At 34.6% G+C, this 23,797-nt stretch carries 30 protein-coding genes and 2 tRNA genes; 18 read left to right on the forward strand and 14 right to left on the reverse strand.

Going from position 1 to position 23,797, the window contains the following annotated elements; genetic code table 11:
* Positions 1–10 precede the first annotated feature (10 nt).
* The 4 genes from ACFX5E_RS10220 to ACFX5E_RS10235 form a co-directional block, all read right to left on the reverse strand.
* Positions 11–814 carry a nucleotidyl transferase AbiEii/AbiGii toxin family protein gene (locus ACFX5E_RS10220; RefSeq protein ID WP_379855096.1) on the reverse strand — a complete coding sequence of 268 codons (804 nt, stop codon included), beginning with the start codon at positions 812–814 and terminating at the stop codon, positions 11–13.
* Positions 811–1,632 carry a type IV toxin-antitoxin system AbiEi family antitoxin domain-containing protein gene (locus tag ACFX5E_RS10225; protein ID WP_315210750.1) on the reverse strand — a complete coding sequence of 274 codons (822 nt, stop codon included), beginning with the start codon at positions 1,630–1,632 and terminating at the stop codon, positions 811–813. Before ACFX5E_RS10225 ends, ACFX5E_RS10220 begins: the two co-directional genes overlap by 4 nt.
* Before the next feature lie 735 nt (positions 1,633–2,367).
* Positions 2,368–2,625, reverse strand: a complete 258-nt coding sequence (locus ACFX5E_RS10230; protein ID WP_099713502.1) for a hypothetical protein — start codon at positions 2,623–2,625, stop codon at positions 2,368–2,370.
* Positions 2,626–2,764: 139 nt separating this feature from the next.
* The gene (locus tag ACFX5E_RS10235) at positions 2,765–3,160 is read right to left on the reverse strand and encodes a helix-turn-helix domain-containing protein (RefSeq protein WP_099713501.1); all 396 of its coding nucleotides are present in this window, start codon (positions 3,158–3,160) and stop codon (positions 2,765–2,767) included.
* Positions 3,161–3,332: 172 nt separating this feature from the next.
* Between ACFX5E_RS10235 and ACFX5E_RS10240 the strand changes: the two genes are divergently transcribed.
* Positions 3,333–4,208, forward strand: coding sequence for a hypothetical protein (locus ACFX5E_RS10240; protein WP_379855097.1), 876 nt, complete (start codon positions 3,333–3,335; stop codon positions 4,206–4,208).
* Between the two features lie 2 nt (positions 4,209–4,210).
* Positions 4,211–4,567, forward strand: coding sequence for a hypothetical protein (locus ACFX5E_RS10245; protein WP_379855098.1), 357 nt, complete (start codon positions 4,211–4,213; stop codon positions 4,565–4,567).
* A 980-nt stretch (positions 4,568–5,547) separates the two neighbouring features.
* On the opposite strand, the gene ACFX5E_RS10250 is transcribed toward ACFX5E_RS10245, so the two are convergent.
* Positions 5,548–5,859, reverse strand: coding sequence for a DUF6922 domain-containing protein (locus ACFX5E_RS10250; protein ID WP_099713498.1), 312 nt, complete (start codon positions 5,857–5,859; stop codon positions 5,548–5,550).
* Between the two features lie 47 nt (positions 5,860–5,906).
* A complete protein-coding gene (locus ACFX5E_RS10255) occupies positions 5,907–6,596 on the reverse strand; it encodes a nucleotidyl transferase AbiEii/AbiGii toxin family protein (RefSeq protein WP_379855099.1) in 690 nt (229 codons plus the stop codon).
* A gap of 216 nt (positions 6,597–6,812) precedes the next feature.
* On the opposite strand from ACFX5E_RS10255, the gene mobA reads away from it, so the two are divergent.
* The 4 genes from mobA to ACFX5E_RS10275 all read left to right on the forward strand — a co-directional run bounded on the left by mobA (position 6,813) and on the right by ACFX5E_RS10275 (position 10,474).
* Positions 6,813–7,244, forward strand: a complete 432-nt coding sequence (gene mobA, locus ACFX5E_RS10260; protein ID WP_282730831.1) for a conjugal transfer protein MobA — start codon at positions 6,813–6,815, stop codon at positions 7,242–7,244.
* Positions 7,241–8,530, forward strand: a complete 1,290-nt coding sequence (gene mobB / locus ACFX5E_RS10265; protein ID WP_379855100.1) for a conjugal transfer protein MobB — start codon at positions 7,241–7,243, stop codon at positions 8,528–8,530. Before mobA ends, mobB begins: the two co-directional genes overlap by 4 nt.
* A gap of 281 nt (positions 8,531–8,811) precedes the next feature.
* A complete protein-coding gene (locus ACFX5E_RS10270) occupies positions 8,812–8,967 on the forward strand; it encodes a hypothetical protein (protein ID WP_379855101.1) in 156 nt (51 codons plus the stop codon).
* Positions 8,951–10,474 carry a recombinase family protein gene (locus ACFX5E_RS10275; RefSeq protein WP_379855102.1) on the forward strand — a complete coding sequence of 508 codons (1,524 nt, stop codon included), beginning with the start codon at positions 8,951–8,953 and terminating at the stop codon, positions 10,472–10,474. Before ACFX5E_RS10270 ends, ACFX5E_RS10275 begins: the two co-directional genes overlap by 17 nt.
* Here ACFX5E_RS10275 and ACFX5E_RS10280 read toward each other — a convergent pair.
* The 5 genes from ACFX5E_RS10280 to ACFX5E_RS10300 all read right to left on the reverse strand — a co-directional run bounded on the left by ACFX5E_RS10280 (position 10,465) and on the right by ACFX5E_RS10300 (position 12,576).
* Positions 10,465–10,536, reverse strand: a tRNA-Lys gene (locus tag ACFX5E_RS10280). The genes ACFX5E_RS10275 and ACFX5E_RS10280 overlap by 10 nt on opposite strands.
* Entirely contained in the window at positions 10,531–10,782 is a 252-nt protein-coding gene (locus ACFX5E_RS10285) for a GIY-YIG nuclease family protein (protein ID WP_379855103.1), read from the reverse strand. The genes ACFX5E_RS10280 and ACFX5E_RS10285 overlap by 6 nt, the downstream gene beginning before the upstream one ends.
* Positions 10,783–10,895: 113 nt before the next feature.
* The gene (locus tag ACFX5E_RS10290) at positions 10,896–11,147 is read right to left on the reverse strand and encodes a GIY-YIG nuclease family protein (RefSeq protein WP_379855084.1); all 252 of its coding nucleotides are present in this window, start codon (positions 11,145–11,147) and stop codon (positions 10,896–10,898) included.
* A 47-nt stretch (positions 11,148–11,194) separates the two neighbouring features.
* Positions 11,195–11,269: transfer RNA gene (locus tag ACFX5E_RS10295), tRNA-Val, on the reverse strand.
* Positions 11,270–11,355: 86 nt separating this feature from the next.
* A complete protein-coding gene (locus ACFX5E_RS10300; RefSeq protein ID WP_379855104.1) occupies positions 11,356–12,576 on the reverse strand; it encodes a bifunctional folylpolyglutamate synthase/dihydrofolate synthase in 1,221 nt (406 codons plus the stop codon).
* 128 nt (positions 12,577–12,704) lie between these two features.
* On the opposite strand from ACFX5E_RS10300, the gene ACFX5E_RS10305 reads away from it, so the two are divergent.
* Together ACFX5E_RS10305 and ACFX5E_RS10310 are read left to right on the forward strand one after the other, a co-directional pair.
* Positions 12,705–13,400, forward strand: coding sequence for a MotA/TolQ/ExbB proton channel family protein (locus tag ACFX5E_RS10305; protein WP_379855105.1), 696 nt, complete (start codon positions 12,705–12,707; stop codon positions 13,398–13,400).
* A gap of 1 nt (position 13,401) precedes the next feature.
* On the forward strand, positions 13,402–13,797 hold the full coding sequence (locus ACFX5E_RS10310; protein ID WP_379855106.1) for an ExbD/TolR family protein: 396 nt from the start codon (positions 13,402–13,404) through the stop codon (positions 13,795–13,797).
* Between the two features lie 335 nt (positions 13,798–14,132).
* Here ACFX5E_RS10310 and ACFX5E_RS10315 read toward each other — a convergent pair whose 3' ends face one another.
* The 3 genes from ACFX5E_RS10315 to ACFX5E_RS10325 form a co-directional block, all read right to left on the reverse strand.
* On the reverse strand, positions 14,133–15,032 hold the full coding sequence (locus ACFX5E_RS10315) for an energy transducer TonB (RefSeq protein WP_379855107.1): 900 nt from the start codon (positions 15,030–15,032) through the stop codon (positions 14,133–14,135).
* A 193-nt stretch (positions 15,033–15,225) separates the two neighbouring features.
* On the reverse strand, positions 15,226–16,452 hold the full coding sequence (locus tag ACFX5E_RS10320) for a Glu/Leu/Phe/Val dehydrogenase dimerization domain-containing protein (protein WP_379855108.1): 1,227 nt from the start codon (positions 16,450–16,452) through the stop codon (positions 15,226–15,228).
* 67 nt (positions 16,453–16,519) lie between these two features.
* Positions 16,520–17,590, reverse strand: coding sequence for an anhydro-N-acetylmuramic acid kinase (locus tag ACFX5E_RS10325; RefSeq protein WP_379855109.1), 1,071 nt, complete (start codon positions 17,588–17,590; stop codon positions 16,520–16,522).
* A 98-nt stretch (positions 17,591–17,688) separates the two neighbouring features.
* Between ACFX5E_RS10325 and ACFX5E_RS10330 the strand changes: the two genes are divergently transcribed.
* The 10 genes from ACFX5E_RS10330 (at position 17,689) to ACFX5E_RS10375 (ending at position 23,794) form a co-directional block, all read left to right on the forward strand.
* Positions 17,689–18,828: an acyl-CoA dehydrogenase family protein gene (locus ACFX5E_RS10330; RefSeq protein ID WP_379855110.1), complete on the forward strand. Its 1,140-nt coding sequence runs from the start codon at positions 17,689–17,691 to the stop codon at positions 18,826–18,828.
* 152 nt (positions 18,829–18,980) lie between these two features.
* A complete protein-coding gene (locus ACFX5E_RS10335; protein ID WP_379855111.1) occupies positions 18,981–19,175 on the forward strand; it encodes a cyclic nucleotide-binding domain-containing protein in 195 nt (64 codons plus the stop codon).
* A gap of 78 nt (positions 19,176–19,253) precedes the next feature.
* Positions 19,254–19,598 (forward strand): Crp/Fnr family transcriptional regulator, encoded by a 345-nt coding sequence (locus ACFX5E_RS10340; protein WP_379855112.1) that lies wholly within the window; start codon positions 19,254–19,256, stop codon positions 19,596–19,598.
* An 85-nt stretch (positions 19,599–19,683) separates the two neighbouring features.
* Entirely contained in the window at positions 19,684–20,103 is a 420-nt protein-coding gene (locus ACFX5E_RS10345; RefSeq protein WP_379855113.1) for a DM13 domain-containing protein, read from the forward strand.
* A gap of 5 nt (positions 20,104–20,108) precedes the next feature.
* On the forward strand, positions 20,109–21,008 hold the full coding sequence (locus tag ACFX5E_RS10350; protein ID WP_379855114.1) for a hypothetical protein: 900 nt from the start codon (positions 20,109–20,111) through the stop codon (positions 21,006–21,008).
* Between the two features lie 83 nt (positions 21,009–21,091).
* Entirely contained in the window at positions 21,092–21,694 is a 603-nt protein-coding gene (locus ACFX5E_RS10355) for a peroxiredoxin-like family protein (RefSeq protein WP_379855115.1), read from the forward strand.
* A gap of 1 nt (position 21,695) precedes the next feature.
* A complete protein-coding gene (locus ACFX5E_RS10360; protein ID WP_379855116.1) occupies positions 21,696–22,154 on the forward strand; it encodes a YHS domain-containing (seleno)protein in 459 nt (152 codons plus the stop codon).
* A 7-nt stretch (positions 22,155–22,161) separates the two neighbouring features.
* On the forward strand, positions 22,162–22,551 hold the full coding sequence (locus tag ACFX5E_RS10365) for a DoxX family protein (protein ID WP_379855117.1): 390 nt from the start codon (positions 22,162–22,164) through the stop codon (positions 22,549–22,551).
* A 56-nt stretch (positions 22,552–22,607) separates the two neighbouring features.
* Entirely contained in the window at positions 22,608–23,096 is a 489-nt protein-coding gene (locus tag ACFX5E_RS10370) for a DinB family protein (RefSeq protein ID WP_379855118.1), read from the forward strand.
* Positions 23,084–23,794, forward strand: coding sequence for an NRDE family protein (locus ACFX5E_RS10375; RefSeq protein ID WP_379855119.1), 711 nt, complete (start codon positions 23,084–23,086; stop codon positions 23,792–23,794). Before ACFX5E_RS10370 ends, ACFX5E_RS10375 begins: the two co-directional genes overlap by 13 nt.
* The last annotated feature ends 3 nt before the right edge of the window (positions 23,795–23,797 follow it).

A 23,797-nucleotide genomic window follows, 5' to 3' on the forward strand; every position in this document is an offset into this window, starting at 1 on the left:
GTTTTTATTCCTAAATTTTCCAATTTTTAATTTGTCTTTGAACCTCTCTTTGCACCTGATCAAAATCGGGCAAATCTTTAATTTGATCACTCATGGATTTTTGCCATCTTGCTTTATATTGTGGCAGTTTTTGCTCCATTTTTGCATGAAATTCAGCAGGATCTAATTCTTTGCTTTTGCATTTATTTACAAATTCGGGTATAAAATAATGAATATCCATGCCATGCACTTCAAGCAGGTACCAAATATCATAATAATCTCTTGGTTGCATTCGCTGCATCACGCATCGCAGTTTTTCCACCAGCAATTCTTCCAAGGGATAGCATAAAAGCTGGTGTTCCTCTAAATCTGTATATTCGACAATGGCTTGTTTTACAATCGGGTCAAATTCTAACTTTTCGCTTCTGGATATATCAACTTTCACTTTTTTATTATTTCCGAATCCGCCAAGTGGTCCAACATAACTGATGTAGAAATTGATTCCACCGTCCTCGTGTTCATTGTTGTCAATTATCTCTAAAGGAATGTTTGCTTCGTCTTTTACGTACTCAAAAGTTTCATTGAACCATTCGAAAATTTGTTCGTTGCTGATGTCATTGTTTAACAATGTAAAATCTAAATCTTCCGAAAAACGATAGTCTACGAAATAGACCTTTTTGAGAACGGTTCCACCTTTGAAAACGATTAATTTTGAAAGTTGTTCGTGTTGAGATACACCGTTAAGAATCCATGAAAGAATGTAATCTTTTTCGATTTGTTGGTCACGCACCTGGACTTCACGTGCTTTTTTTTGTATTTCACCCGGTTTGATCATGTGTAAATGGCTGACTTAATTGTTTCTGTTTCTAAATTTTGTTGAATACTCCAGCGACTTATCATTTTGCCTGATTTTGGCAGTTCCGTATCTAGCTGTACGTAAGAGGCTGTTTTCATATTCAACAGCTCTGGGACAATTTCATTGTCAATTTCAAGCATTTCCAAGAGAAATCCCAGTCGTTTTACAACTGCTTGGGATTTGAATTTTTTGGTATAATCTAGGAGTTTTTTAAAGTTGATTTTATCTCTCGTTTCATGTATGGCCTTGGCAATTTCTACAATGCCTCCCGCATAGTCGGGTTTAAAGAGACAATCCACTAAGGTTTTTTCTAAATCGGAGCATTGTACTTTATTGAAGTCATCAATCCATATTTTCTTTTCGCCGAAGAAGTGATTTTCGTTGTGATAGATAAATTGAAATGTGATGTCTTTAATTTTAATTTCCGATGGTCTCATTTGTTTTGAAACAACAATTTGCTCTTTAAGCGAAGGCTGAGTAATGAGGTTGTGGATTTGCAATGCAGAGTAGTAACCAATGTAATACTTTGCACCCTTTACGAGATATTGCGCAATCAAGTGCCAATCGGGCATAAAAGTTTCCGCATTCTCTTCATAGGGTATTATATAATAAACGCCCTCTTTCAGTCGCATTAAAAGCCCTCTTTTGGTCATATCGCTAAGCAATTCCCTTACCGCACTTTCTTTTGATTCAGGCAAAGCTTGTAGTGCTGCCTTAGAATCAAAACACGGTATGTCCTTACTATTAAAATAGGAAAGAATTTCATTAGATTGTGTAGATATATATTTATGCCTCATAGTCAACATATCAGGTTTAACCTGACTACAATGATACAAAATATAATAATATCAACAATCATTTATTTAGCAAAATTTATATATCATAGTTACATTGTCAGGTTTAACCTGACAATATGAATACGAAACACAATTACAACAACCTGTTTATCTCTTATCTTTTGTTTCTCTATCAAAGCAATCGAATTAAACATCTGCCTTAAATATGAACGATCCCGATTTCCTAGCGTCTTTCAATTCGGATGGCGATAAATTTGTGGTAATGTGAGTTCACTGAATTGTTTTCGACAAACAGCTCGCAGCGACTGATTAGAATTTTGACCACTACATTGCAATCGTTTCCGAAATGTTTGATTTGCTGTTCGGCTCCTAAATCGTCGAAGGAATTGCTCGTTAAACGAAGTTATTGATTTGATTTTCGATGTATGGCCGCAAAGCTTCAAAAACGTATTGCAAATCCCAACAATATTGACCACCCAATACACGCAGTTGCAGGTATCCATACTTAAGTTTATTTTCTCCTTTTGTTGGAGATTTTTAAGCTCATAAAAAAAACTTTAAAAATGATTTTTAAATATCTTTTGAAAGTGTACGCTTCTCAAAATCATATGAAGATAACAGGAAAAAGAAGCGTACTTTTTCAAACAATATTACTTTTGAAATCCACAAAATACTGACTGTTTTCAGGAAGGTTTTTGCACATGATTTGAAAAAAGTACTGCAATCAAAAATCATTTATTTGTTTTCTTCAAGTAAAGAAATAGTATCGGCAAGATTATGGTCTGTAATATAGTTTAAAACAAAATGTTCCACCTCTTTTTTATTCTCAGGGGAAGTGGAAAATGAATTAAGATAATACTCTGTATTTTCATCAGCAATATGAATAATTTCAGTGTATCCTTTTGAAATTAGAGAGCCTTTTAATTTCAAAACTTTAAGCTCACTGCTATTGTCAATTTCTTTTTTAACTCTTAGCTTAATAGTTTTATCCATCGGTTTATTTTTTGATTTTCATTTTACGCACAATAATAATATATTACGCTAATAAAACTTGATTTACTTTCTATTCTACAAACAAAAAAGAGACTTGTGAGGTCTCTTTTTGGAATTAATTATATCTTTTATAAAAGGTTTATTTAGCCTTCAATAATTTTTCCAAATACTCAACCTTATCTTTTTCTGCCTGAACTAAACGTTCGTATAACTCAACTACTTTATCCAGGGGATTAAAATTTGGCTGAATATTAATTGCATTAATTGTTGAACTATCATGACTAGTGAAAGTATTATTGATAACATTTAATACAGTTTCATCGCTATAATTTTTTATAGCTTCAGGTGAAACCCCAAGAACTTCAGAAATTGCCTTTAATTTTTCTTCATCAACTGTTTCGCTTCCTTCAATGTTAGAAACTGACTGTTGACTTACACCAATAGCAATAGCCAATGCTTCTTGTTTCATACCTCTAAGCTCTCTGATTCGGCTTATATTCCTACCAATATGTTTTGGTTTTGTTGCTGTTTCCATTGTTCAAAGATATTTAAAATTCTCTAATTTTTTTCAGATCGGTAAAATACAAGTTTGAATTAGTATGATACAATTCCGTTTAGTTCGGTACGGTACAATCTATTGTTTACTTGCAGTGTGTTTTGAACAAAAATACAATTTTTCAGATAAGTATTAACTAAAATTTAAAATTATGAATGCAATTGAATTTTCACAGCAAAAAGAGTTGAAGGAAGTAATTACTGAGCACATTAAAACATCTGCGATTTATTGTTTTGGCAGGCATGCGACAGCTTATAGTTCGAGCAGGAAAATTTATCCTGATAAAGAACTGCAAAAAGAACATAGTCATTTATACCTCTTAGTTTTTGTAAAGGAGACCAAAGATAATGCTGTCAGTGATATAACTGATAAGATAAAAACAAAGACTCAGGGTACTTTGACCACTACTGTTCTTATACACCACGTGCAGAGTCTAAAAGACCTCTGCCAAGACCAGCAGTTTTTCTTTTGGCAGATCATGCAGAACGCAGAGCTATTATTTCAAGATATTAACAAGCCTCCTTATTTAAATATTAGCGAAACTCCCAAAAGAAATTTAAAATCAACATCGCATTACATAGCATGGAGGAGGAATAATATTGCTACAATCTGGGGCTGGGTATATAATGATGATGATGCTTCTAGTTCAGATGAAGTAAAAATGTCCGCTCTTCATCAAATAGTGGAGCAAATCTGTTTGTCTTTGATCCGTGTCTTTTTAGGCTACACTCCTAATCATTTTGCTTTAGAGTATTTATTTAATCTCTGTGAATACTTTACTACCATAACTGCAGATTTTTTTTCCCGACAAACACGGGAAGACAAATCAATATTTAAACTTCTTAAGCAACAGCCCAACACGTTACGTTTTAGTAAGACTAACGATGTCGATTATTTATATTGTGAGATAACGGAAGAGAGATGCGGTAAATTTAAAAAACAAGCCGATATAGTGATACAAAAAGAACTCGAGAGGTTAAGTCAAATTGAAATTATTGAAAATCAAATAACTGAAAATAAAAAATAATCATGGAAACAGATGGAGTTAAAGATATTGAAGCTATCAAGAGATTAACAGACATGTGTCTGAGAACCTTAAAACCTGTAGGGGACAAAAGCGGTTTATATGCTGCAGAAATTAGAGTGTTTGATTTTTTGGAACTTGCCTCAATTATTAGAAATCTTATAAAGTTATGTATTGTGGCTCTGGATCAAGATGGAGCTGAAGTTCCCATTACGATAAAAAATCAGTCAATTGACGTCGGGCTTATACTGGGAATTGCCTTGCAGTTATTTCCAATTGATGAATTTGAACTGCTAAATGAAATCAGCATATTATTCCCTGCTGATTCTAGAAAGGAAGATGAAAATATAATAAAAGACTAACAATCCATATAAGAATGACATTATCAATTAACCTGTTTCCATTTATAATTTTAATAAAACGCCGACTTTGGAGGCGTTTTCCAGTCCCGCACGGGCAAGTGGTTTTGAGATGCTGAATTCATTTCAAGCATCTCAAAACACAACTTGCTATTTTCCTGCGAAAATATTATTGGATATGGTTTTAATGGAAAGGGCTTGAGGCCCTTTTTTTATTGTAATGGTTATAAAGTAATTTATTTTAAAGATATATCTAAATAAATCGGATCCTTCTCATATGGCAGTGTTATTGTTTAAGCCAGCAGACTGCGGAGAGATATATGATGCAATAATTGAGTTGTATCTTAAAATATTTTCTTTCAAGAAAAGGCTCAAGTATGCAGGGATGCAAGTAAGCAAGCATGTGGAAATGCAGGGATGCAAGTATACAAATATGCAGGGATGCAAGTAAGCAAGCATGAGGAAATGCAGGCATTCAAGTATACAGTAATGTAAGCATGCAAGTATGCAGGGATGTAAGTATGCAGGTATTCAGATGTGCAAGCCTGCAGGTATTTGCCTATTTGCATAAGTGTTTTTAAAAGCATAAAATGTAAAAATGCTTTTATGGTTTTTCCGGAAACTTTGCGATTTTATTTCAGACAAACCTTGAAAAGATAATTGAACCTCACAATACCAATAAAAATATCTTTTCCAAAGAAAACAGAAAATCGGAAAAAAGAAAAAGAAAGCAATTTCAAAGGACGGGATGCAGACAGGACAAAAGGAAACGGAATAAGTCCCGAAGGGTGGTTTGTGAGGCACGAGCTAACCATTATGCCGTAGTCTTTTGGACAGACTGATCCAGCACGTCCTACCTTGGTTTTCTTTTTAATATTTCTTTGAGTAAAATATAAAGTCCAACCCGTACAAAGAGACTGAACAAAGCAAAGATGAGGAATTAAATAAACCAAGAAAAACCCGTTTAGGGATTTAGGTATTCACTAAATCCAGTGATAGGGTTTGTCTTTGCGGTTCAGATAGCAATACATCTCTTCCTTTTTGAGTTCGGGAAAGAATTTAAGAGCATTCTCAATGGCATAGTTGGGAAGAAAGAAAATCTCGTCACGGATAGAAGTAATTACTTTTTCACGACCATAAAAACGGACGATTTCGTCAATTTGATCCTGACCTCCACGCTCAACAATACGGGCAATTACCATTTTATATCCTCCATCCCAGTCAATACTGTCGAATCTAAAATCCCAGAAGAATTTAGGGTGAAGATTAGGTATATGTTTGGTTAATGGCTTCATTGTTTTTTTTATTGGTGTAGTATCAAATATAAGTATTTTTTGCTTAATTACCTGCGAAATCCTCTCTTTTTGTTGGGATTAATCGGTAAATCCTGGCTTTCTGATTTAAATTTATACAAAGGATTTTTTACTGCCAGTTCCAGCCGTTTTTGGATAATTTTCCAGTTTTGCTCTTTTTCTTTCAGCATATCTATACCTTCAAAGGTATTAATCTTGTCATATGTATTCAGACCTATGGAAGCCCAGTAGGGATCCTTATCGTATTTTCTCTGATAGGCTTGTAGGTAGAACTTTAATGGTTCTCGTTCAAGCATAAAGTACATGTCAACAAAATCCTTGTACCTGTCTCCGCTCTGATGAATCGCATGGAGTTTCATTGCTCCAATATCTTCATTGGAAATTATGCGGACTCCTTCAGCTGTTTCCACGGAATTCAGAAGAGGGTAATTGTGTGTAACAATATCGACTTTTATATCATCGATGTAGGTAAGAACAGTGTTCGGGAAGAACTGGCTTTCCTTTTCATTTACATCGTAAGTGTCATGCAGATATTTGAGCATCATCTGCGAATTAAAAGTTTTTGTTGTAAAAAGATCTAGATCCACTGATAAGCGATGTCCCAGTCGTAAGGCTAACGCCGTACCGCCGACCAATATATAGTCTTTCAATTTTTCATCTTTCATAAGCCTTTGGAGAAGTTCCCACATCTCCTTGCTAACTGTTTCTTTGTAGAGCATAATTTCACGTTTCTCATGAAATTAATCCCGAAAGCGAGGCACTCTTAGAAAGGGTCCTGTCGTGGCTTTGTTTGACGGAAGTTGTCCTTAAGGCGAAAATCAACATGCGGAAATAATAAGCCAAATGCTTCCACATCCACCAATATTTAGAGGTCATTACTAATGATAAAGTATATTGGTTTTTAAATTGTTTAAACGAAACCAGTAATAACGGTAATGGAAAGCAACGGCAAAACCACCCCGCATAAAGGAGGCAGGCATCCCAAGAAAGATCCCGCCGTTCACCGCTATTCTATAAGTCTTAGTGCTGAGGAAAATGCACGATTCCTTTCTCTCTACGAAGCTTCACGCATGGATGTAATGGCACATTTTATTACGGCATGTATTTTCCAAAAAGCAATTACGAACGTAACGGTTGACAAGGCAACCATGGATTACTATATGCGCCTGACTACCCTATTCGGACAGTTCAGGGCTGTAGGAACCAATTATAACCAAGTGGTAAAAATACTGTACCGCAATTTTTCCGAAAAGAAAGCCGCAGCCTATCTCTATAAATTGGAAAAACAGACAGCCGAAATGGCGGTATTGTGCCAAAAAATTATTCTACTAACCCAGGAGTTTGAAGCAAAATACCTGAAAAAATGATAGCGAAAATCGGAAGAGGGAGCAATCTGTATGGTGCATTGGTGTACAATCAACTCAAAGTGGAAAATGATAATGGGCAGGTTTTGTATACCAATAAGATAATTGAAACTCCTGATGGCAGTTATGCCACCAGTCAACTGTTGCGTTCTTTTGAACCGTACTTGCTTGCCAATCGAAAGACTGAAAAACCAATATTACATATCTCTCTCAATCCTGATCCGAACGATAAAGTAAGTGATGAACAATTTGAAAAGCTGGCTCAGGAGTATATGCAGAAAATGGGTTACACAGAACAGCCTTTTGTGGTATTCAAGCATACAGATATTGACCGTACCCATATTCATATTGTATCGGTTTGCGTGGATGAAGAGGGAAGAAAAATATCTGATAAATTTGAAAAAAGGCGTTCGATGGATGTCTGTCGCGAATTGGAAAAACAATTCTGCTTGATATCGGCTATCGAGAAAAAGCAAAATCCACAAAATCAAATATTCAAACCCGTTGATTATAAGGCTGGGGACATAAAGAGCCAGATGGCTTCGGTAATCCGTCATTTACCAAAGAACTATAAATTTGAAGGTTTCGGCGCCTACAATGCCCTGCTTTCCCTTTTCAATATTACCACTGAAGAAGTCAAGGGCGAATTTGATGGAATCCCAAAACAAGGACTGGTATATTTTGCATTAAATGAAAAGGGAGAAAAAGCAAGCAATCCTTTTAAAGCTTCGTTGTTCGGTAAACAGGCAGGATATGTTCACCTTCAGCAACACTATGGAAAGTCTAAAGAATTGTTGAAAAATGAGCCATCCAAAGCTTTGCTTAAGACAACCATTGAGATGTGCTTGCAGATGGAATCGGATGAGAAAGAATTCAAAAAACGGTTGTTGGAACGAGGTATTAATACCGTTGTAAGACGAAATACGCAAGGCAGAGTTTATGGAATAACCTTTGTTGATCATAGTTCGAAATCCGTGTGGAACGGTTCGCAATTAGGCAAAAACCTTTCGGCTAACGTATTCAATGACTGGTGGAATAATGGTAATAAAATAGAGCAACTAGTACAGGGAAATGGTGCTTCAAAGAGCAATGCAACTATAAATGAAGATATCAAACAATCACACAAGCTGTTTGACTTTTTGGTTAAGGAAAATATGTCCTATAGCCACGAAGAAAACAACCTTATTGAAGTCTTTGGAGGGTTATTATCCAATGGAAAAGCAGAAGACTATGATGAAGAATTATTTGTCAACCAAACGAAAAAGAAAGCCAGACGCAAAAAAAGATAGTGCATACTATCAATTTTAATCTCCAGCCTTTTTGTTGATTCACGACAAAGGAGTGATTCATCAAATTGGCTGTACCAACTCTTTTTAAAAACAAAGACTGTCCCGACAATAAGAAGGGACTGTCTTTGTTTTTTTTATAACTGTTTCTAATATTGCTTTGAGACTAATGCAGCCAAAGAGTTCTTCGGTGAGACAGTAATTACTCCCAAGCTGTCAGATGGTTTAAATTCATAAGACTTAAAAACAAACATCGTTTTAACAAAAGGCAAAGGAGGTGAAAAATGAAACAGGAATTTATCAAACAGACTGATGTAGAAGAATATATCTTAAAAAATTATGAAGATATAGAACGGGAAAAAGAACAAAAATTCGTAAATTTAATGATTGAAATTATTGTATCATTAACATTGAAAGAATTATATGAAGAGGGCGATTAGATATTTAAGATTTAGTCAATTAGGGCAAAGTAATGGCTCGATTGAAAGACAGGAATTGTATACCGATCAATACCTGCAATATAATAATATACAGTTGGTGGATTCCTTCATTGACAGGGGTAAAAGTGCCAAGACTTTTGACCGTCCAGATTTTATAAAATTACAGGCATTCATTGCCAAACATTATAAATCAGTGGATTATCTACTTGTAGACCAGCTTGACCGTTTCAGCAGGGATGCGGGTGAAGCTATGAGTTTGGTCAAACAATTTCAAAAAAAATACAGTATTCAGATTATCAGCGTGACCGAAGGGATCGTTTTTGATTATGATACACCGGGAAGCTTTTTCCGAGCAGGCTTACAATTGTTGCTAGCTGAAGAAGACAATATCAACAGGAGTATAAAAGTGCGTGGCGGACTCTATACAGCCCGTGCAAAAGAAGGTCGTTTCCTTACTAGAGAAAAACCTTTCGGCTACAGTAAGGTGGGAGAAGGAAAACAGCGCCACCTTGAAGTAAATGAGATAGAAGCTAAAATTGTCAAAACAATTTATGATATGTATCTGCGTGATGTGCCGTTATATAAAATCAAAGAAATAGCTTATCAATCAGGTTTTGACAGGAAAGGTAACATGGCTATTGATCGTGTGCTTGCAAATCCTGTTTATGCAGGGCTTGTCAGAGTTGAACCGTTCAAAGATCTGCCGGGAGGTCTTTTCCCAGCCATTCATGAGCCAATAGTTGATAAGACAACATGGACAATGGTACAGTCCAAAATGAAGAAAGTTGATAAAGTAAAGGTAGTTATCGATGATGAAATACCGCTACGGGGCGTTGTAAAATGCCATTGTGGAACTCCACTTACTGGTGCGCCTTCTCGTGGTAAATCTGGAAAATACTTCTACTATTATAAATGTAAGCATTCAAAACATAACAATATAAGTGCAATCAAAGCACATGAGCAATTCTTAAACGTCTGCGATCTCATGAGCGTTCCCGAAAGACAGATTAAAGAGATAAGAGATGGCAGTTACTCCTCAATTGAACAGGAAGTAAAGGCAAACAAGAAAAAAGTAGCAGACAAAAAACATGAGCTGGAGGAAGTACAGCAGCTATTAAATGCAGTAGAAGAAAAATGGTTTAGAGACGAGATAAACAAGGATACCTACGAAAGATGGTATTCAACCTACAGTGACCATATATTGACCATTACAGCAGCAATAGAAAGACTTAGCCCAAATCAAGGGAAGGCCTTCGAGATTTTAGACCGTAATCTGGATTTATTGGGTGATATCAAACATGTCTACACGAGGTCAGATACTTTGCAAAAGCGTGAGTTTGTAAAGATGGTGTTCAATGGTAACTTATACTACCAAGAGGGTATATATCGAACACCTACAATTTTAGATATATTTTCTCATAATGCTAGTAAAATGGAGGAAAAGGGATGTCTTATATATCAAAAAAAGAGGGATAATCTAAAGATTATCCCTCATAGTGGGCGATGAGGGGTTCGAACCCCCGACCACTTCCGATAAAATCGGAATGCTATGAACCAGTTGAGCTAATCCTGTTTTGAAATTAATTCCTGAATTTTAATTCTACTTTTCCAAGATTTAATTTGTAATTCTCTTTGTTGAGCTTGTTCTTTTATTTCATACTTTTCGTTATAAACAACTTTCCAATCATTTACGTTACCGGTGAAACCTTTGCTTTTTTGATTGTGGCGAATAAGCCGCTCTTCTAAATTAGAAGTAAAACCAATATAATATCTATTTTTAATTTCACTAAAAAGGATATAAACTATATATTTCATAAAGTATAAGCCATAAAAAAACTCCTCAATTTCTTAAGGAGTTTTTGTGGGCGATGAGGGGTTCGAACCCCCGACCACTTCCGATAAAATCGGAATGCTATGAACCAGTTGAGCTAATGCTGTTTTGAAATTAATTCCTGAATTTTAATTCTACTTTTCCAAGATTTAATTTGTAATTCTCTTTGTTGAGCTTGTTCTTTTATTTCATACTTTTCGATATATACAACTTTCCAATCATTTACGTTACCGGTGAAACCTTTGCTTTTTTGATTGTGGCGAATAAGCCGCTCTTCTAAATTAGAAGTAAAACCAATATAATATCTATTTTTAATTTCACTAAAAAGGATATAAACTATATATTTCATAAAGTATAAGACATAAAAAAACTCCTCAATTTCTTAAGGAGTTTTTGTGGGCGATGAGGGGTTCGAACCCCCGACCCCCTCGGTGTAAACGAGGTGCTCTGAACCAGCTGAGCTAATCGCCCTAGTGCAATTTAGTTACTTTCGTTTGCGTTATTGCGTGTGCAAATATACGGCACTTTTCTAGATTTGCAAGTAAAAAATAAAAAAATTACAAAATTTCTGCAACAACAAAAGTACTTCCGCCAATGTATATAAGGTCAGATTTTGCAGCGTTCTGTTTGGCTTTTTGATAAGCGTCTGTTACAGAATTGTATACTTCTCCTTTTAGGCCGAATGCAGTTGCTTTTTTCTGTAAAATAGAAGTCTCCAGACCACGAGGAATATTTGGTTTGCAGAAATAATAAAATGCATTTTTAGGGAATAAAGGTAATGCTTCATCTAAATCTTTGTCATTTACCACGCCTAATACGATATGTAAAGCATCAAATTCTTCTTTTTGTATTTGTTTTAAAACAATCTCCAATCCATTTTTGTTGTGGGCAGTATCACAAATAACTTTAGGAAACTCACCTAATTGTTGCCATCTGCCTTGTAAACCGGTATTTTTTACCACCTTTAATAATCCGGATTTTATATTTTCTGCGGTAATTTTAAATTCCTTTCGGTTGTTTAAAACAGCAATAGTTTCTAAAACTGTTCTTTTATTGTACACCTGATAATCGCCAATTAAATCAGAAGGATAGTTTTCTGTAATTAGATCTGAAGCAAAGTAAATTTCCGATTGGCATTCTTTGGCTTTAGCCAAAAAAACAGGTTTTGTTGCAGAATTATATTCTCCTATAACTACAGGAATATACGGTTTTGTAATTCCCGCTTTTTCAAAAGCGATGGCTTCAAGTGTGTTGCCAAGAAATTGGGTATGATCCAATCCAATATTCGTAATCACGGATACAAGAGGTGTAATGATATTTGTGGCGTCCAATCTTCCGCCCATACCAACTTCTATAATGGCGATATCTACTTTTTCTTTAGCAAAATAATCGAAAGCCAATCCAACGGTCATTTCGAAGAAACTCATGTCATTTGTTTCAAAAAATGATTTGTGTTTATTGACAAAATCAGTAACAAAGTCTGTAGAAATTTCCATTCCGTTAACTTTTATACGTTCCCGGAAATCCTTTAAATGTGGGGACGTATACAATCCAACTTTATAGCCCGCTTCCTGAAGTATGGAAGCCAGCATGTGTGATGTAGAGCCTTTTCCGTTGGTCCCCGCCACATGAATGCATTTTATTTTTTCTTGAGGATTGTCAAGATGATCTGTAAGTAAATGAGTGTTGGTTAAATCTTTTTTATAGGCCGAAGCGCCCTGAAGTTGGTACATCGGGAGTTGATTAAACATCCAATTTATAGTTTCCTGATAATTCATTTTTGAATAAAATAGCGGTTGGTTAAAATATTTTTCGTTTTTTTTAGTTTAATAGTACATCGAAAAGTATCTTTATTGCAAAATTGAAATAATTTTTAGAATTAATGAGTAAAAATCAATAATAATATATGTTTAGTTTTATACAATTACAAGCCGACACTATTGCCAATGCTGCTTCAAACGTAGTTATCGAAAAAATTGCCCCAAATACCGAAATCTCTGTTTTGGAATTTATTTTAAAAGGAGGGTTCTTCTTAATCCCAATTTCAATTCTTTTATTCTACACTTTTTATTTAATCATAGAACGTACTTTATATATTAATAAAGCATCTAAAATTGATCATCGATTGATGTCAGATGTCAGAGATAATTTAAATTCCGGTAATTTGGAATTAGCGAGATCCATTGCAGAGAGAAGCAACACTTCCTCCGGCAATATTATTAAAGAAGGAATTCTTGTTATTGGCAGACCTATCACGGAGATTGAATCTAATATGGATCGCGCTGCCGATATCGAAATTGGTGAAATGGAGAAGCATTTGGGACAATTAGGTCTTATTGCAGGTATAGCGCCTACATTAGGATTTATTGGAACAATTTCTGGAGTAATAAAAATATTTTATAGTATTTCGGTTACTGAAAATATCAGTATAGGTAATATTTCCGGAGGTTTGTATGAGAAAATGATCAGTAGTGGTTCAGGTTTATTAGTTGGTATTATTGCCTACAGCGCATACCACTTACTAAACGGAAAGATTGATAATTTTGCTTTAAAAATTCAAAAACAGATACTGGAATTCGTAAATATTATTCAAAGATCGTAACATGTCTATAAAACGAAAAAGAAGATTTCATGCCGAAGTGGCTACTTCGTCATTGAGCGATATTATGTTTTTCCTGTTGTTGTTTTTTCTGATTATATCCACTTTGGCTAATCCAAACGTTATAAAAATGACATTGCCAAAAGCGAAGGCTAATGAGAAAACAAACAAGCAGTACATTAGCTTGTCTGTTACAGAAAACAAGAAGTTCTATATTGATAAGCAAGCTGTTACTTTTGAAGATTTAGAAGCAACGCTAATGTCTAAAATGAATACAGAGAAAGACCAGACGGTTATCGTGAGAATCCCATTTAATTTACAAGTACAAGACCTGGTTGACGTACTGCAAATTGGAGTAAAAAATAATTTAAAATTTGTGATTGCTACCAGTCCTAAGTAAGCCTCGTGGTTTTCAAGACAATTGAATTATTTGGGCGTGACCACAATATAAAAAGGGGCTAATCAGCATAAAGTTGATTAGCCCCTTTTTCTATTGCTGTCGGGCTAACCGCAGTACTTCGGTACTTGCTCTTATCCCTCACGCAAATTCTGGATTACATAATGTATTGGGGTAAAAAGCTGAGAAATTGTCTTGTAAAAAAATAAAGTTGTAGCATAGCCCGATGGGAGTAACATCCTTTTTATAAGGTGATTTTTCTTCACCTTATAAAAAGATATAACGTACAGCGGGACAACTGTTGTTGAAAAAACGAAAAAGTGATGCTCCTTATCTTTTTAATTCAAATTGAAATTGTAAACTATTTTTCCAACTTGTTTTTCCGGGGCATCACTACTGGCATCCCATTTAGTATTCATAGCAGCGATTTTTGCTTGTTCTAATAAACAACTTGCCGTATTAGTTGTCCCTTTTATTCCGGCAACCGCATTTATTGTTCGTCCATTTCTATCAACGGAAACTTCAACTACCACTTTTCCTTGCTCATTACACGTATATTTTGGTGCAGGTTTTGAAACCGCTTTTCTATTTCCTAAAGAATAACCAGTACCGCCGCCAGAGCCACTTCCGGCTCCTCCGCCACTTCCTGACCCATATCCGCTTCCAGTTCCTATTCCGCTCCCAGTACCATTTCCTCCGCCTGTTCCGCCACCGGAACCTCCAGTTCCATAATAGCCATTAGAACTCAAACTTCCATTTGATTTTCCTTTATTCCCGGCTGCTTTGTCATAACCATCGCCGCCTTTGTTGGATCCTTTTAGGATACTGGATAAGGCGTCGTTTGTATTGTTGGAAACTTTAGGTTTCACAACAACCGGTTTTGTTATTTCTTTTACCGGTACGATGGTTTTTTTAGTCTTTTCCTTTTGAGGGATTACGACACTTTCTTCGGTTGTATTTTCCTGTGAGAGGATTGCCTCGTCAGGAGTTGCTTTTACAGGTGTTTGTTTGGTCTGGTTTTTTACTTGTAACACTTCGCTCTTGTAATTCGTTCCAGAACCAAAATCACTGTCTCCAAAATTTACTGTAACTCCTCCGCCACCTCCGCCACCGGCTAATTCAGCCATGTTTGCTGGAGGCCAAAATCGGATGAAAAACAAAATTAGCAGCAAAGTCGCATATAAAAGTAAAGATATTGCTAATGATTTCTTTTGATCTGAAGAAATGGTGGAACTCATCGGTATTTTAATATTTAAAAAGTATATGAATAAAAACGTTGAAATGTACTAAAAATTGCCAACAGAGAAAAGGTAATTTGTTGTTAAAATTGATATTGCTATCTCAAGTTAAAAAAAAACTCGGATTAGACAGATATTGAGAATCTGTTTAATCCGAGTAGTAATGATATCGAAATTATTGTGTTTTTGTCTTTTAAGTTAATTGCTTCAATGCAATTTCAAAAGCAGTAGCACTAATATTTGTTTTCGAGGGGTTCAATTTATATGCTTTTTCAATTGCATTTCGTATCGTAGCCGAAGTATCTTGAAAGATGGCCTCATCCGTCATTTGTACTTTCTTTTCCATGAAATAAGCAAAAACTCTGGCCATTCCACAGTTAGAAATGAAATCAGGAATAAGACTCACTTTATGATCTACGTCTTCCATAATTGGACCGAAAAATATTTCTTTGTCGGCAAATGGAACATTGGCACCACAAGAAATTACTTCAAGACCGTTAGCAATCAAACTGTCAATTTGAGATTGAGCTACTAATCTGGATGCTGCACAAGGAGTGAATATTTCAGCACCTATGGTCCATATTTTTTGATTGATTTCTTCAAAAGGAATCATGTTCTCAGCAACCAGTTGGTTTCCGTCTTTGGCAAGGAATAAAGCTTTTATTTCTTCGAAAGTAAAACCGTCTTCGTTGATTAATCCGCCATCTCTGTCAATTATACCAATTACTTTTGCGCCCATATCCGCTAAATAAAAAGCAGCAGCTGAACCTACATTTCCAAAACCTTGAACAATGGCTTTCTTACCTTTTACATCACCGCCATAAATAGCGTAATAATTACGAACTGCTTCAGCAACACCATAACCGGTGATCATATCGGCAATCGTATATTTTCTGGAAACATCTGGTGAGAATTTCGGGTTTTCAATTACTTTAACCACACCTTGGCGCAACTGACCAATTCTATTGATTTTATCTGCTTCGGTTGGTTTGAAATGACCATTAAAAACACCTTCTTGAGGATGCCAAACACCACATTCTTCTGTCATTGGGATCACTTCGTGAATTTCATCTACATTTAAATCACCACCGGTTCCGTAGTAACTCTTCAATAATGGAGATACCGCTTTGTACCAACGTTGTAAAACGCCTTTTTTTCTTGGATCATTTGGATCAAAATTAATTCCAGATTTAGCTCCACCAATGGCAGGCCCTGAAACCGAAAATTTTACTTCCATTGTTTTTGCCAATGACAAAACCTCATTCATATCCAATCCTTTTCTCATACGAGTTCCACCACCGGCAGCACCACCGCGAAGGGAGTTGATGACTGTCCATCCTTCAGCTTCAGTTTCAGGATCTTTCCAGTTAAAAATGATTTCGGGTTCCTTATTTTCGAATTTCTTTAATAAATCTTTCATTTATTGCGATATGTTTAATTTAGGCAAATATAAAAAATAGAATAATGCGAATTATGTATTTAGAATATTATTTTTGATTATAGATATTCCCAGTACTATGGTCCATTTGTGCTCCAGTTACGCTGCTTAAAACATTGATTTCTCCGCGCAATTTCAATACACCGAGCAAAGCAAAGATTAAAGCTTCTTTGAATTCCAATATTTTTTTTTCAGGAATTATAATTTTCATTTCCGGTAAATAGGTTTGAATACGCTCTATAAGAAAATCATTGTAAGCACCACCACCGGTTATAAAGAGATTTCCTTTTTTAGTAGGTAAAGCGGCTGCGATTTGTAAAGCAGCATGTTCAACAAAAGTTCTTAATTTGTCCGTTGTGATAATTTTATAACTTTCAATTATTGGTATAACGACATCTTTTACAAATTCAAAGCCCAATGATTTAGGATGGTTTTTTTGATAAAAATCCAAAGTATTTAATTCGTTTAATAAATTTTCATTAATTTGTCCTGTACAGGATTTTTGACCTTTATCATCATAATCCAATCCAAGTTGGTTGGCATAAAAATTTAAAACGGTATTTACAGGCGAAATATCGAAAGCAATTCGCTTACCATTTTCTTCGAATGAAACATTTGAAAAACCACCTAAATTCATGCAATAATCATATTCAGAAAATAACATTCTGTCCCCTATTGGGACCAGAGGGGCACCCTGCCCTCCCAGTTGAACATCCTGAACCCTAAAATCACAAACTACGGTTTGGTGAATCAAGGATGAGATTTCGGGTAAATTACCAATTTGAAGGGTAAAACCTTTTTGGGGCTGGTGTAAAACGGTATGACCATGGGAGCAAACTGCATCGATATTTTCGATGTTGTACTTTTTAATGAAATTAGAAATGGTCATGGCAAGGAGTTCGGTGTACTTTTGGTTTAAATCATCCAATTCGGTTATTGAAAAGTTCACAGCAGTTTTTAGACTATTTATCCAGTCTGAACTATAGCTAATGGTTTCACTTTCAATTATTTCAAAAGACCATTTTTTGTCCTCTACTCTAAATTGAATGTGAGCTAAATCGACCCCGTCAAGCGATGTTCCTGACATTACTCCGATAACGTTATAGCGTTCTTCTTCCATAGCCCAAATTTACGAATCAAAATTGATAAATTCACAATAAAAAAGTATCTTTGGCTACTTTCTGTAAATAATTCACAACACTTTATTTTTATATAATTATGGATTTTAATCTAACCGAAGAGCAGTTAATGATTCAACAAGCCGCTAGAGATTTTGCTCAAAACGAATTGTTGTCAGGAGTAATTGAAAGAGATGAACACTCTAAATTTCCAACAGAGCAAGTTAAAAAAATGGCAGAACTTGGCTTTTTAGGAATGATGGTCGATCCTAAATATGGTGGTTCAGGACTGGATAGTGTTTCTTATGTTTTAGCAATTACTGAGATTGCAAAAATTGATGCCTCAGCTGCCGTAATTATGTCAGTAAATAATTCATTGGTTTGCGCCGGAATAGAGAAGTATTGTAATGAAGAACAAAAAATAAAGTATTTAGTTCCTCTTGCAAAAGGAGACGTTATTGGTGCTTTTTGTTTGTCTGAACCAGAAGCGGGATCTGATGCTACGTCGCAAAAAACAACGGCAATTGACAAAGGAGACCATTACTTGTTGAATGGCACAAAAAACTGGATTACTAATGGTTCAACTGCATCTACTTATATCGTAATTGCACAAACGGATGTTGAGAAAGGACATAAAGGAATTAATGCCTTTATCGTTGAGAAAGGTTGGGCTGGTTTTGATATTGGTCCAAAAGAAAAGAAAATGGGGATTCGTGGATCGGATACGCATTCATTAATGTTTAGCGATGTTAAAGTGCCTAAAGAAAACCGAATAGGAGCAGATGGATTTGGATTTAATTTTGCAATGAGTGTGTTAAACGGAGGAAGAATAGGGATTGCTTCTCAAGCATTAGGTATAGCTACCGGTGCTTACGAATTGGCATTGAAATATTCTCAGGAGCGTAAAGCTTTTGGAAAAGAAATTTTCAAACACCAAGCAATCGCTTTTAAATTAGCCGATATGTTTGTCAAAATTACGGCAGCCAAATTATTAATTATGAAAGCGGCTTGCGAAAAAGACGAAGGCAAAGACATTGCACATTCGGGTGCGATGGCAAAATTATACGCTTCCGAAATTGCTTTGGAAGTAGCAAATGAAGCCGTTCAAATTCACGGTGGAAACGGATATGTGGCGGAATACCACGTAGAACGAATGATGCGCGATTCGAAAATTACACAAATTTATGAAGGAACTTCCGAGATTCAAAGAATTGTAATATCAAGAGGATTGATTTCTTAAACACATTCAAAAATTATTTTAAAACCTTTCTTTGTTAACATTGAAAGGTTTTTTTATTTGTAATTATTATTATATTTACTCAAATAATTTTTATGTCAGAAGAATTAAAATCTTGGTGCCTTTGAGATCACAAGTTGTTTTGGACATTAAGTATGTCTCAAGTTAAACAATTGTGTATAATTACGGGTTTTAAAAAAGCTAAAAAAGGCGATATAATTTACTTTTCTTCCTCTGATGTACCTCGTATATTTTTACTTAAAAAAGGAAATATCAAAATTGTGGAGATTGATGAAGACGGAAACGAAACCATAAAAGATATTATTCAGAAAGGCGATTTGTTTGGTTAATTAACATTAGAAAATGATAGAAATTCAAACGAATATGCCAAAGCCCTCACTGACGAAGTAGGTATTTGTAGTTTCTTGATGTCGGACTTTGAAAACCTGATGCTGCAAAACCCCAATTTAGCGTTGACTTACATCAAGTTTGTTGGACTTAAAATGAAACGCATCAAAAATAATTATTCCAATTTAATGTCTAAAGATGCCAAAACCCGTTTGTTTACATTTATAAGAGAGTGGGCTGAAAGAGAAGGAAAGAAAGACGGAAATAAAGTCACTATCGAAAACTACTTAACCCAAGCCGATATTGCTCAAATTATTGGCACTTCACGCCAAACTGCTACACAATTATTTAACGAAATGGAAGAAAAACAATTGATATTTTATTCTAGAAAAGAAATATTGATAGATGACATTACCAAATTGTAATTTTAACTATTTTAATGCCATTGTAAACTAGCTGACATTTCTCTTTTTTCTATTGATTTATATTTGTCTTATAAAATCAATCGATATGAAAACTAAACTCTTATTTCTCCCGGTTTTTTTATTTCTTTTCTCTTGTGAAGTCGAAGGCGATTTAACTCGTGACTTAATTCCAGTAATTGTTGATCAACCAAGTACAATTACAAAATTACTAGGTACATTTGCTCCCACTTCAGGGATTAGCGTACAAGGTAAAGCAACTATCTTTTTAGAAAATAATCAGTATAAATTGAAATTAGTAGATTTTAGCATTTCTAGTGGACCAGATTTAAAAGTGTATTTATCAAAATGCAATACACCAACAGATTTTTTTAATTTAGGAAATTTGAATCCTACAACGGTTTATTCTATCCCGCAAAACATTGAAATAAAAGATTACAGGTTTGTGCTTATTCATTGTCAGCAATACAATCACTTGTTCGCTGTTGCCGAATTAATTAAAAATTGATAGAGATGAAAAAGACATTTTTAATACTTGCAGTAGTTTTTTTAACAACTTTTTCTTTTGCTCAAGGTTGTAGCGACGCCGGAATATGTTCTATTGGAAATAGTTTCCGATCATCAGAAAAAGAATTTAGAAACAATATACAAATGGCAGCTTTTTTTGGAGCTGGTGAAGCGGATGTGACTTATTTTTCTCCTATTATTTCCTATGGTAGAAAAATCAATGAACATTTTTCTTGGAGTAGTAAGGTTACAGTTTCAGCAGCCAATGGGAGTTTTGGAACACGATCCGCTTTTGGAGATGCTTTCCTGGTTGGAAATTATACTTTTAATGCGAAAAATAATACCCAATGGAGCGTCTTGTTGGGCAGTAAAATACCATTTACAAGCGCTAACTTAAAAATAAATGGGTTTTCACTTCCGTTAGATTATCAATCGAGTTTAGGAACTTTTGATTTTTTTTTAGGCACAAATTTGAATTACAAAAAATGGGATTTTAATGCCACCATTCAAATTCCTGTTTTCAACAATAATAAAAACTCCTATTTTGCTGAATATTCAGGAACCGAAAATTTCCCGACTACAAATTTATTCGAACGACAAGCGGATGCTTTATTTAGAACAACTTACACCATTAAAACTGCTAATGATAAAATCACTTTTAAACCCAATGTTTTGTTCATTTATCATCTTGGCGAAGATAGCTTCGAAAACATTTTTGGAAAAAGAGAAACCATAAAAGGGTCGGATGGTTTGACGTTAAATGGAAATTTAATCACAAATTATAAAATCAATAAACAAAACAGTATCGAATTATCAATAGCCGCACCATTTGTAGTTAGAGATGTTCGTCCTGATGGTTTAACAAGAAGTTTTGTTCTAGGTATTCAGTATCAACATTCATTTTAATTCTAATCAAAAATAAACTAGAAGACAATTGGTAATTTTCATTCTAAATACCTTTGCTCAGTAAACAATAAAAAACAACAATTATGAAAAATGCATTATTAACTTTCTCATTTCTATTCTTTTCAGCAGTGGTATTGGCACAGACAGAATTTCCTAAAACAGCAATGGAAATCTCACCATTATTGATTGGTGAAAAAATCCCAAATCTAAGTCTCAAATCCGCTGATAATGTTGATGTCAATTTGTCAGATTTTTTTGCTAATAAAAAAACGATTCTTGTTTTCTATCGCGGTGGTTGGTGTCCGTATTGCAATCTTCATTTAGTTGCTCTTGGAGAATCTGAAAAAGAATTGTTGGAGTTGGGATATCAAATTATTGCGGTAAGTCCAGATTCGCCAATGAAATTAAAAATGACGGATGAAAAAAATAAATTAAATTACTCACTGCTTTCTGATAGTAATGGTGCGTTGTCGCGAGCGGTTGGAATTGCCTTTCAAGCTCCAACTACTTACAAATCAATTGTCAATGAAGGATCTGACGGAGGTAATACTGCTTCATTTTTGCCTGTTCCATCGGTTTTTATTGTAGATGTAACTGGTGTTATCCAATTCGAACACATCACACCTGATTATAAACATAGAATATCGAATGATTTATTAATTGCGGCGGCAAAATCTTTAAAATAAAATGAAAAAAATCGTAACAATCCTGGCCTTATTTTTTGTAGTATCAGGTTTTGCGCAAAATGAAGCAAAAAGAGTATCACAGTACAATCTAGAAAACAAAATTGCAATTCAAGGATTTGACCCTGTAGCTTATTTTAAGCAAAGTAAAGCCATCAAAGGGAAAAAGGAAATTGCAACTACATACCAAGGAGTACTTTATTATTTTTCATCTCAAAGTAATAAAGACGCTTTTACTAAAAATCCCGCAAGTTATGAGCCGCAGTTTGGTGGCTGGTGTGCTTACGCATTGGGAAGTTCAGGAGACAAAGTTGATATCAATCCGGAAACTTTTAAAATTCTTGTTGGAAAATTGTATTTGTTTTATAATGCGTACTTTAACAACACCTTAAAAAGTTGGAATAAAGACGAAGTAAATCTGAAGAAAAAAGCAGAAACTAATTGGAAAAAAATAATAAACTAATTAAAATATGAAAAACCGTATTTTTATTTGGATTGTTAAACTGATAGCAGTTATAATCCTGGTGCAAACATTGTATTTTAAATTCACTGGCGCTGAAGAAAGTGTTTATATTTTTCAGACATTAGGTGTAGAACCTTATGGTAGAATTGGCTCTGGAATTGTCGAATTGATTGCTTCAATTTTGATTTTAATTCCAAGAACTACGCTTTTAGGTGCGTTTTTAGCAGTAGGAACTATGATGGGAGCAATTTTTTCCCATATATTTGTGTTAGGGATTGAGGTAAAAGATGATGGCGGGACGTTGTTTGCATTGGCTATAATTACTTTAATCTGTTGTTTGATTTTGGTATATAATCAAAAAAATAAAATTTCAGATTTACTACGTTTAAAACTATAAACATCTAAATTTTGATATAAAACGCAGATAAAATACAAACAAATAACAACTTATTTATGCTTATTCCTGCTATTAAAAAAGCGCTTAATGAATTGTCTGATTTAGTATCGAAACTTTCAGACAATGAGTATTGTTTTCCTTGTTATGACTTAAGTAACGCTTCCATTGGAGAGCATACACGCCATATTATTGAAATGTTTCAATGTTTAGAAAACCAGTATGAAAAGGGGATTGTTAATTATGATAATCGAAAGAGAGATAATTTAATTCAAACCAATACAACTTTCGCTAATGAATGTATTGCTGTCATTTTAAATCAAATAGAAAAACCTAATAAAAATCTACAACTACAACAAATTGTTGACAAGGAAGAGCTTTTTATTGAAAGTAATTACCACCGAGAATTACTCTATAATTTTGAGCATTGTATTCACCATCAGGCTTTAATAAAAGTAGCGATTTTGCAATATGCAACAATTGCAATAGATGAAAATTTTGGTGTTGCGCGTTCCACTATCGAATACAGAAATCAATGTGTACAGTAAGTTTTGTTTCCTCGAACGGAAAAACCATCATTACCTCCAATCGAGATGAAAAAGTAATTAGACCTAATGCGGTTCCACCAAAAAATTATACTATTAATGGAAAAAACATCATTTTCCCAAAAGACCCAAAAGCAGGAGGGACTTGGTTTGTTGTTGATACTGATGGGACGGTTTTAGTCTTGTTAAACGGTGCTGATGAAAAACATAAAGTTGAACTTCCTTATAGAAAAAGTCGGGGTTTGATTGTTGTGGATATTATTAGCAGCTTGTCGCCAAAGAATTTCTGGGAAGAAATTGACTTGGAAAACATAGAACCTTTTACATTGGTTTTATTTCAAAATAATGCCCTTTTTCAGTTACGATGGAATGGAATTCAGAAAGAAACGACCCCATTAGATATTCATAAAAATCATGTTTGGTCATCTTCGACCTTGTATTCAAGAGCAATTAGGGAGAAACGCTCCGATTGGTTTTATACTTTTTTAGAAAAAAATCCACAAAATTCAGAAACGGAAATGCTTCGCTTTCATCGATATACAGAACAGGAGAATCAAGAAAACGGATTGGTGATTAATCGAAATGACGAAATGAAAACCTTGAGCATTACGCAATCTGTAATCGAACAAAATAAAGTTGATATATTGCATTATGATTTGATTCATCAAAAAGATTCTATGACCTCATTTATCACTATTTAAAAT

The organism is Flavobacterium xylosi, assembly GCF_042787345.1.
GTDB classification, from domain to species: domain Bacteria; phylum Bacteroidota; class Bacteroidia; order Flavobacteriales; family Flavobacteriaceae; genus Flavobacterium; species Flavobacterium xylosi.

Bases quoted from the DNA above. Each gene is read 5' to 3' on its own strand.
- ACFX5E_RS10220 (WP_379855096.1), bottom strand. From the start codon at position 814: ATGATCAAACCGGGTGAAATACAAAAAAAAGCACGTGAAGTCCAGGTG.
- ACFX5E_RS10225 (WP_315210750.1), bottom strand. From the start codon at position 1,632: ATGAGGCATAAATATATATCTACACAATCTAATGAAATTCTTTCCTAT.
- ACFX5E_RS10230 (WP_099713502.1), bottom strand. From the start codon at position 2,625: ATGGATAAAACTATTAAGCTAAGAGTTAAAAAAGAAATTGACAATAGC.
- ACFX5E_RS10235 (WP_099713501.1), bottom strand. From the start codon at position 3,160: ATGGAAACAGCAACAAAACCAAAACATATTGGTAGGAATATAAGCCGA.
- ACFX5E_RS10240 (WP_379855097.1), top strand. From the start codon at position 3,333: ATGAATGCAATTGAATTTTCACAGCAAAAAGAGTTGAAGGAAGTAATT.
- ACFX5E_RS10245 (WP_379855098.1), top strand. From the start codon at position 4,211: ATGGAAACAGATGGAGTTAAAGATATTGAAGCTATCAAGAGATTAACA.
- ACFX5E_RS10250 (WP_099713498.1), bottom strand. From the start codon at position 5,859: ATGAAGCCATTAACCAAACATATACCTAATCTTCACCCTAAATTCTTC.
- ACFX5E_RS10255 (WP_379855099.1), bottom strand. From the start codon at position 6,596: ATGCTCTACAAAGAAACAGTTAGCAAGGAGATGTGGGAACTTCTCCAA.
- mobA (WP_282730831.1), top strand. From the start codon at position 6,813: ATGGAAAGCAACGGCAAAACCACCCCGCATAAAGGAGGCAGGCATCCC.
- mobB (WP_379855100.1), top strand. From the start codon at position 7,241: ATGATAGCGAAAATCGGAAGAGGGAGCAATCTGTATGGTGCATTGGTG.
- ACFX5E_RS10270 (WP_379855101.1), top strand. From the start codon at position 8,812: ATGAAACAGGAATTTATCAAACAGACTGATGTAGAAGAATATATCTTA.
- ACFX5E_RS10275 (WP_379855102.1), top strand. From the start codon at position 8,951: ATGAAGAGGGCGATTAGATATTTAAGATTTAGTCAATTAGGGCAAAGT.
- ACFX5E_RS10285 (WP_379855103.1), bottom strand. From the start codon at position 10,782: ATGAAATATATAGTTTATATCCTTTTTAGTGAAATTAAAAATAGATAT.
- ACFX5E_RS10290 (WP_379855084.1), bottom strand. From the start codon at position 11,147: ATGAAATATATAGTTTATATCCTTTTTAGTGAAATTAAAAATAGATAT.
- ACFX5E_RS10300 (WP_379855104.1), bottom strand. From the start codon at position 12,576: ATGAATTATCAGGAAACTATAAATTGGATGTTTAATCAACTCCCGATG.
- ACFX5E_RS10305 (WP_379855105.1), top strand. From the start codon at position 12,705: ATGTTTAGTTTTATACAATTACAAGCCGACACTATTGCCAATGCTGCT.
- ACFX5E_RS10310 (WP_379855106.1), top strand. From the start codon at position 13,402: ATGTCTATAAAACGAAAAAGAAGATTTCATGCCGAAGTGGCTACTTCG.
- ACFX5E_RS10315 (WP_379855107.1), bottom strand. From the start codon at position 15,032: ATGAGTTCCACCATTTCTTCAGATCAAAAGAAATCATTAGCAATATCT.
- ACFX5E_RS10320 (WP_379855108.1), bottom strand. From the start codon at position 16,452: ATGAAAGATTTATTAAAGAAATTCGAAAATAAGGAACCCGAAATCATT.
- ACFX5E_RS10325 (WP_379855109.1), bottom strand. From the start codon at position 17,590: ATGGAAGAAGAACGCTATAACGTTATCGGAGTAATGTCAGGAACATCG.
- ACFX5E_RS10330 (WP_379855110.1), top strand. From the start codon at position 17,689: ATGGATTTTAATCTAACCGAAGAGCAGTTAATGATTCAACAAGCCGCT.
- ACFX5E_RS10335 (WP_379855111.1), top strand. From the start codon at position 18,981: ATGTCTCAAGTTAAACAATTGTGTATAATTACGGGTTTTAAAAAAGCT.
- ACFX5E_RS10340 (WP_379855112.1), top strand. From the start codon at position 19,254: ATGTCGGACTTTGAAAACCTGATGCTGCAAAACCCCAATTTAGCGTTG.
- ACFX5E_RS10345 (WP_379855113.1), top strand. From the start codon at position 19,684: ATGAAAACTAAACTCTTATTTCTCCCGGTTTTTTTATTTCTTTTCTCT.
- ACFX5E_RS10350 (WP_379855114.1), top strand. From the start codon at position 20,109: ATGAAAAAGACATTTTTAATACTTGCAGTAGTTTTTTTAACAACTTTT.
- ACFX5E_RS10355 (WP_379855115.1), top strand. From the start codon at position 21,092: ATGAAAAATGCATTATTAACTTTCTCATTTCTATTCTTTTCAGCAGTG.
- ACFX5E_RS10360 (WP_379855116.1), top strand. From the start codon at position 21,696: ATGAAAAAAATCGTAACAATCCTGGCCTTATTTTTTGTAGTATCAGGT.
- ACFX5E_RS10365 (WP_379855117.1), top strand. From the start codon at position 22,162: ATGAAAAACCGTATTTTTATTTGGATTGTTAAACTGATAGCAGTTATA.
- ACFX5E_RS10370 (WP_379855118.1), top strand. From the start codon at position 22,608: ATGCTTATTCCTGCTATTAAAAAAGCGCTTAATGAATTGTCTGATTTA.
- ACFX5E_RS10375 (WP_379855119.1), top strand. From the start codon at position 23,084: ATGTGTACAGTAAGTTTTGTTTCCTCGAACGGAAAAACCATCATTACC.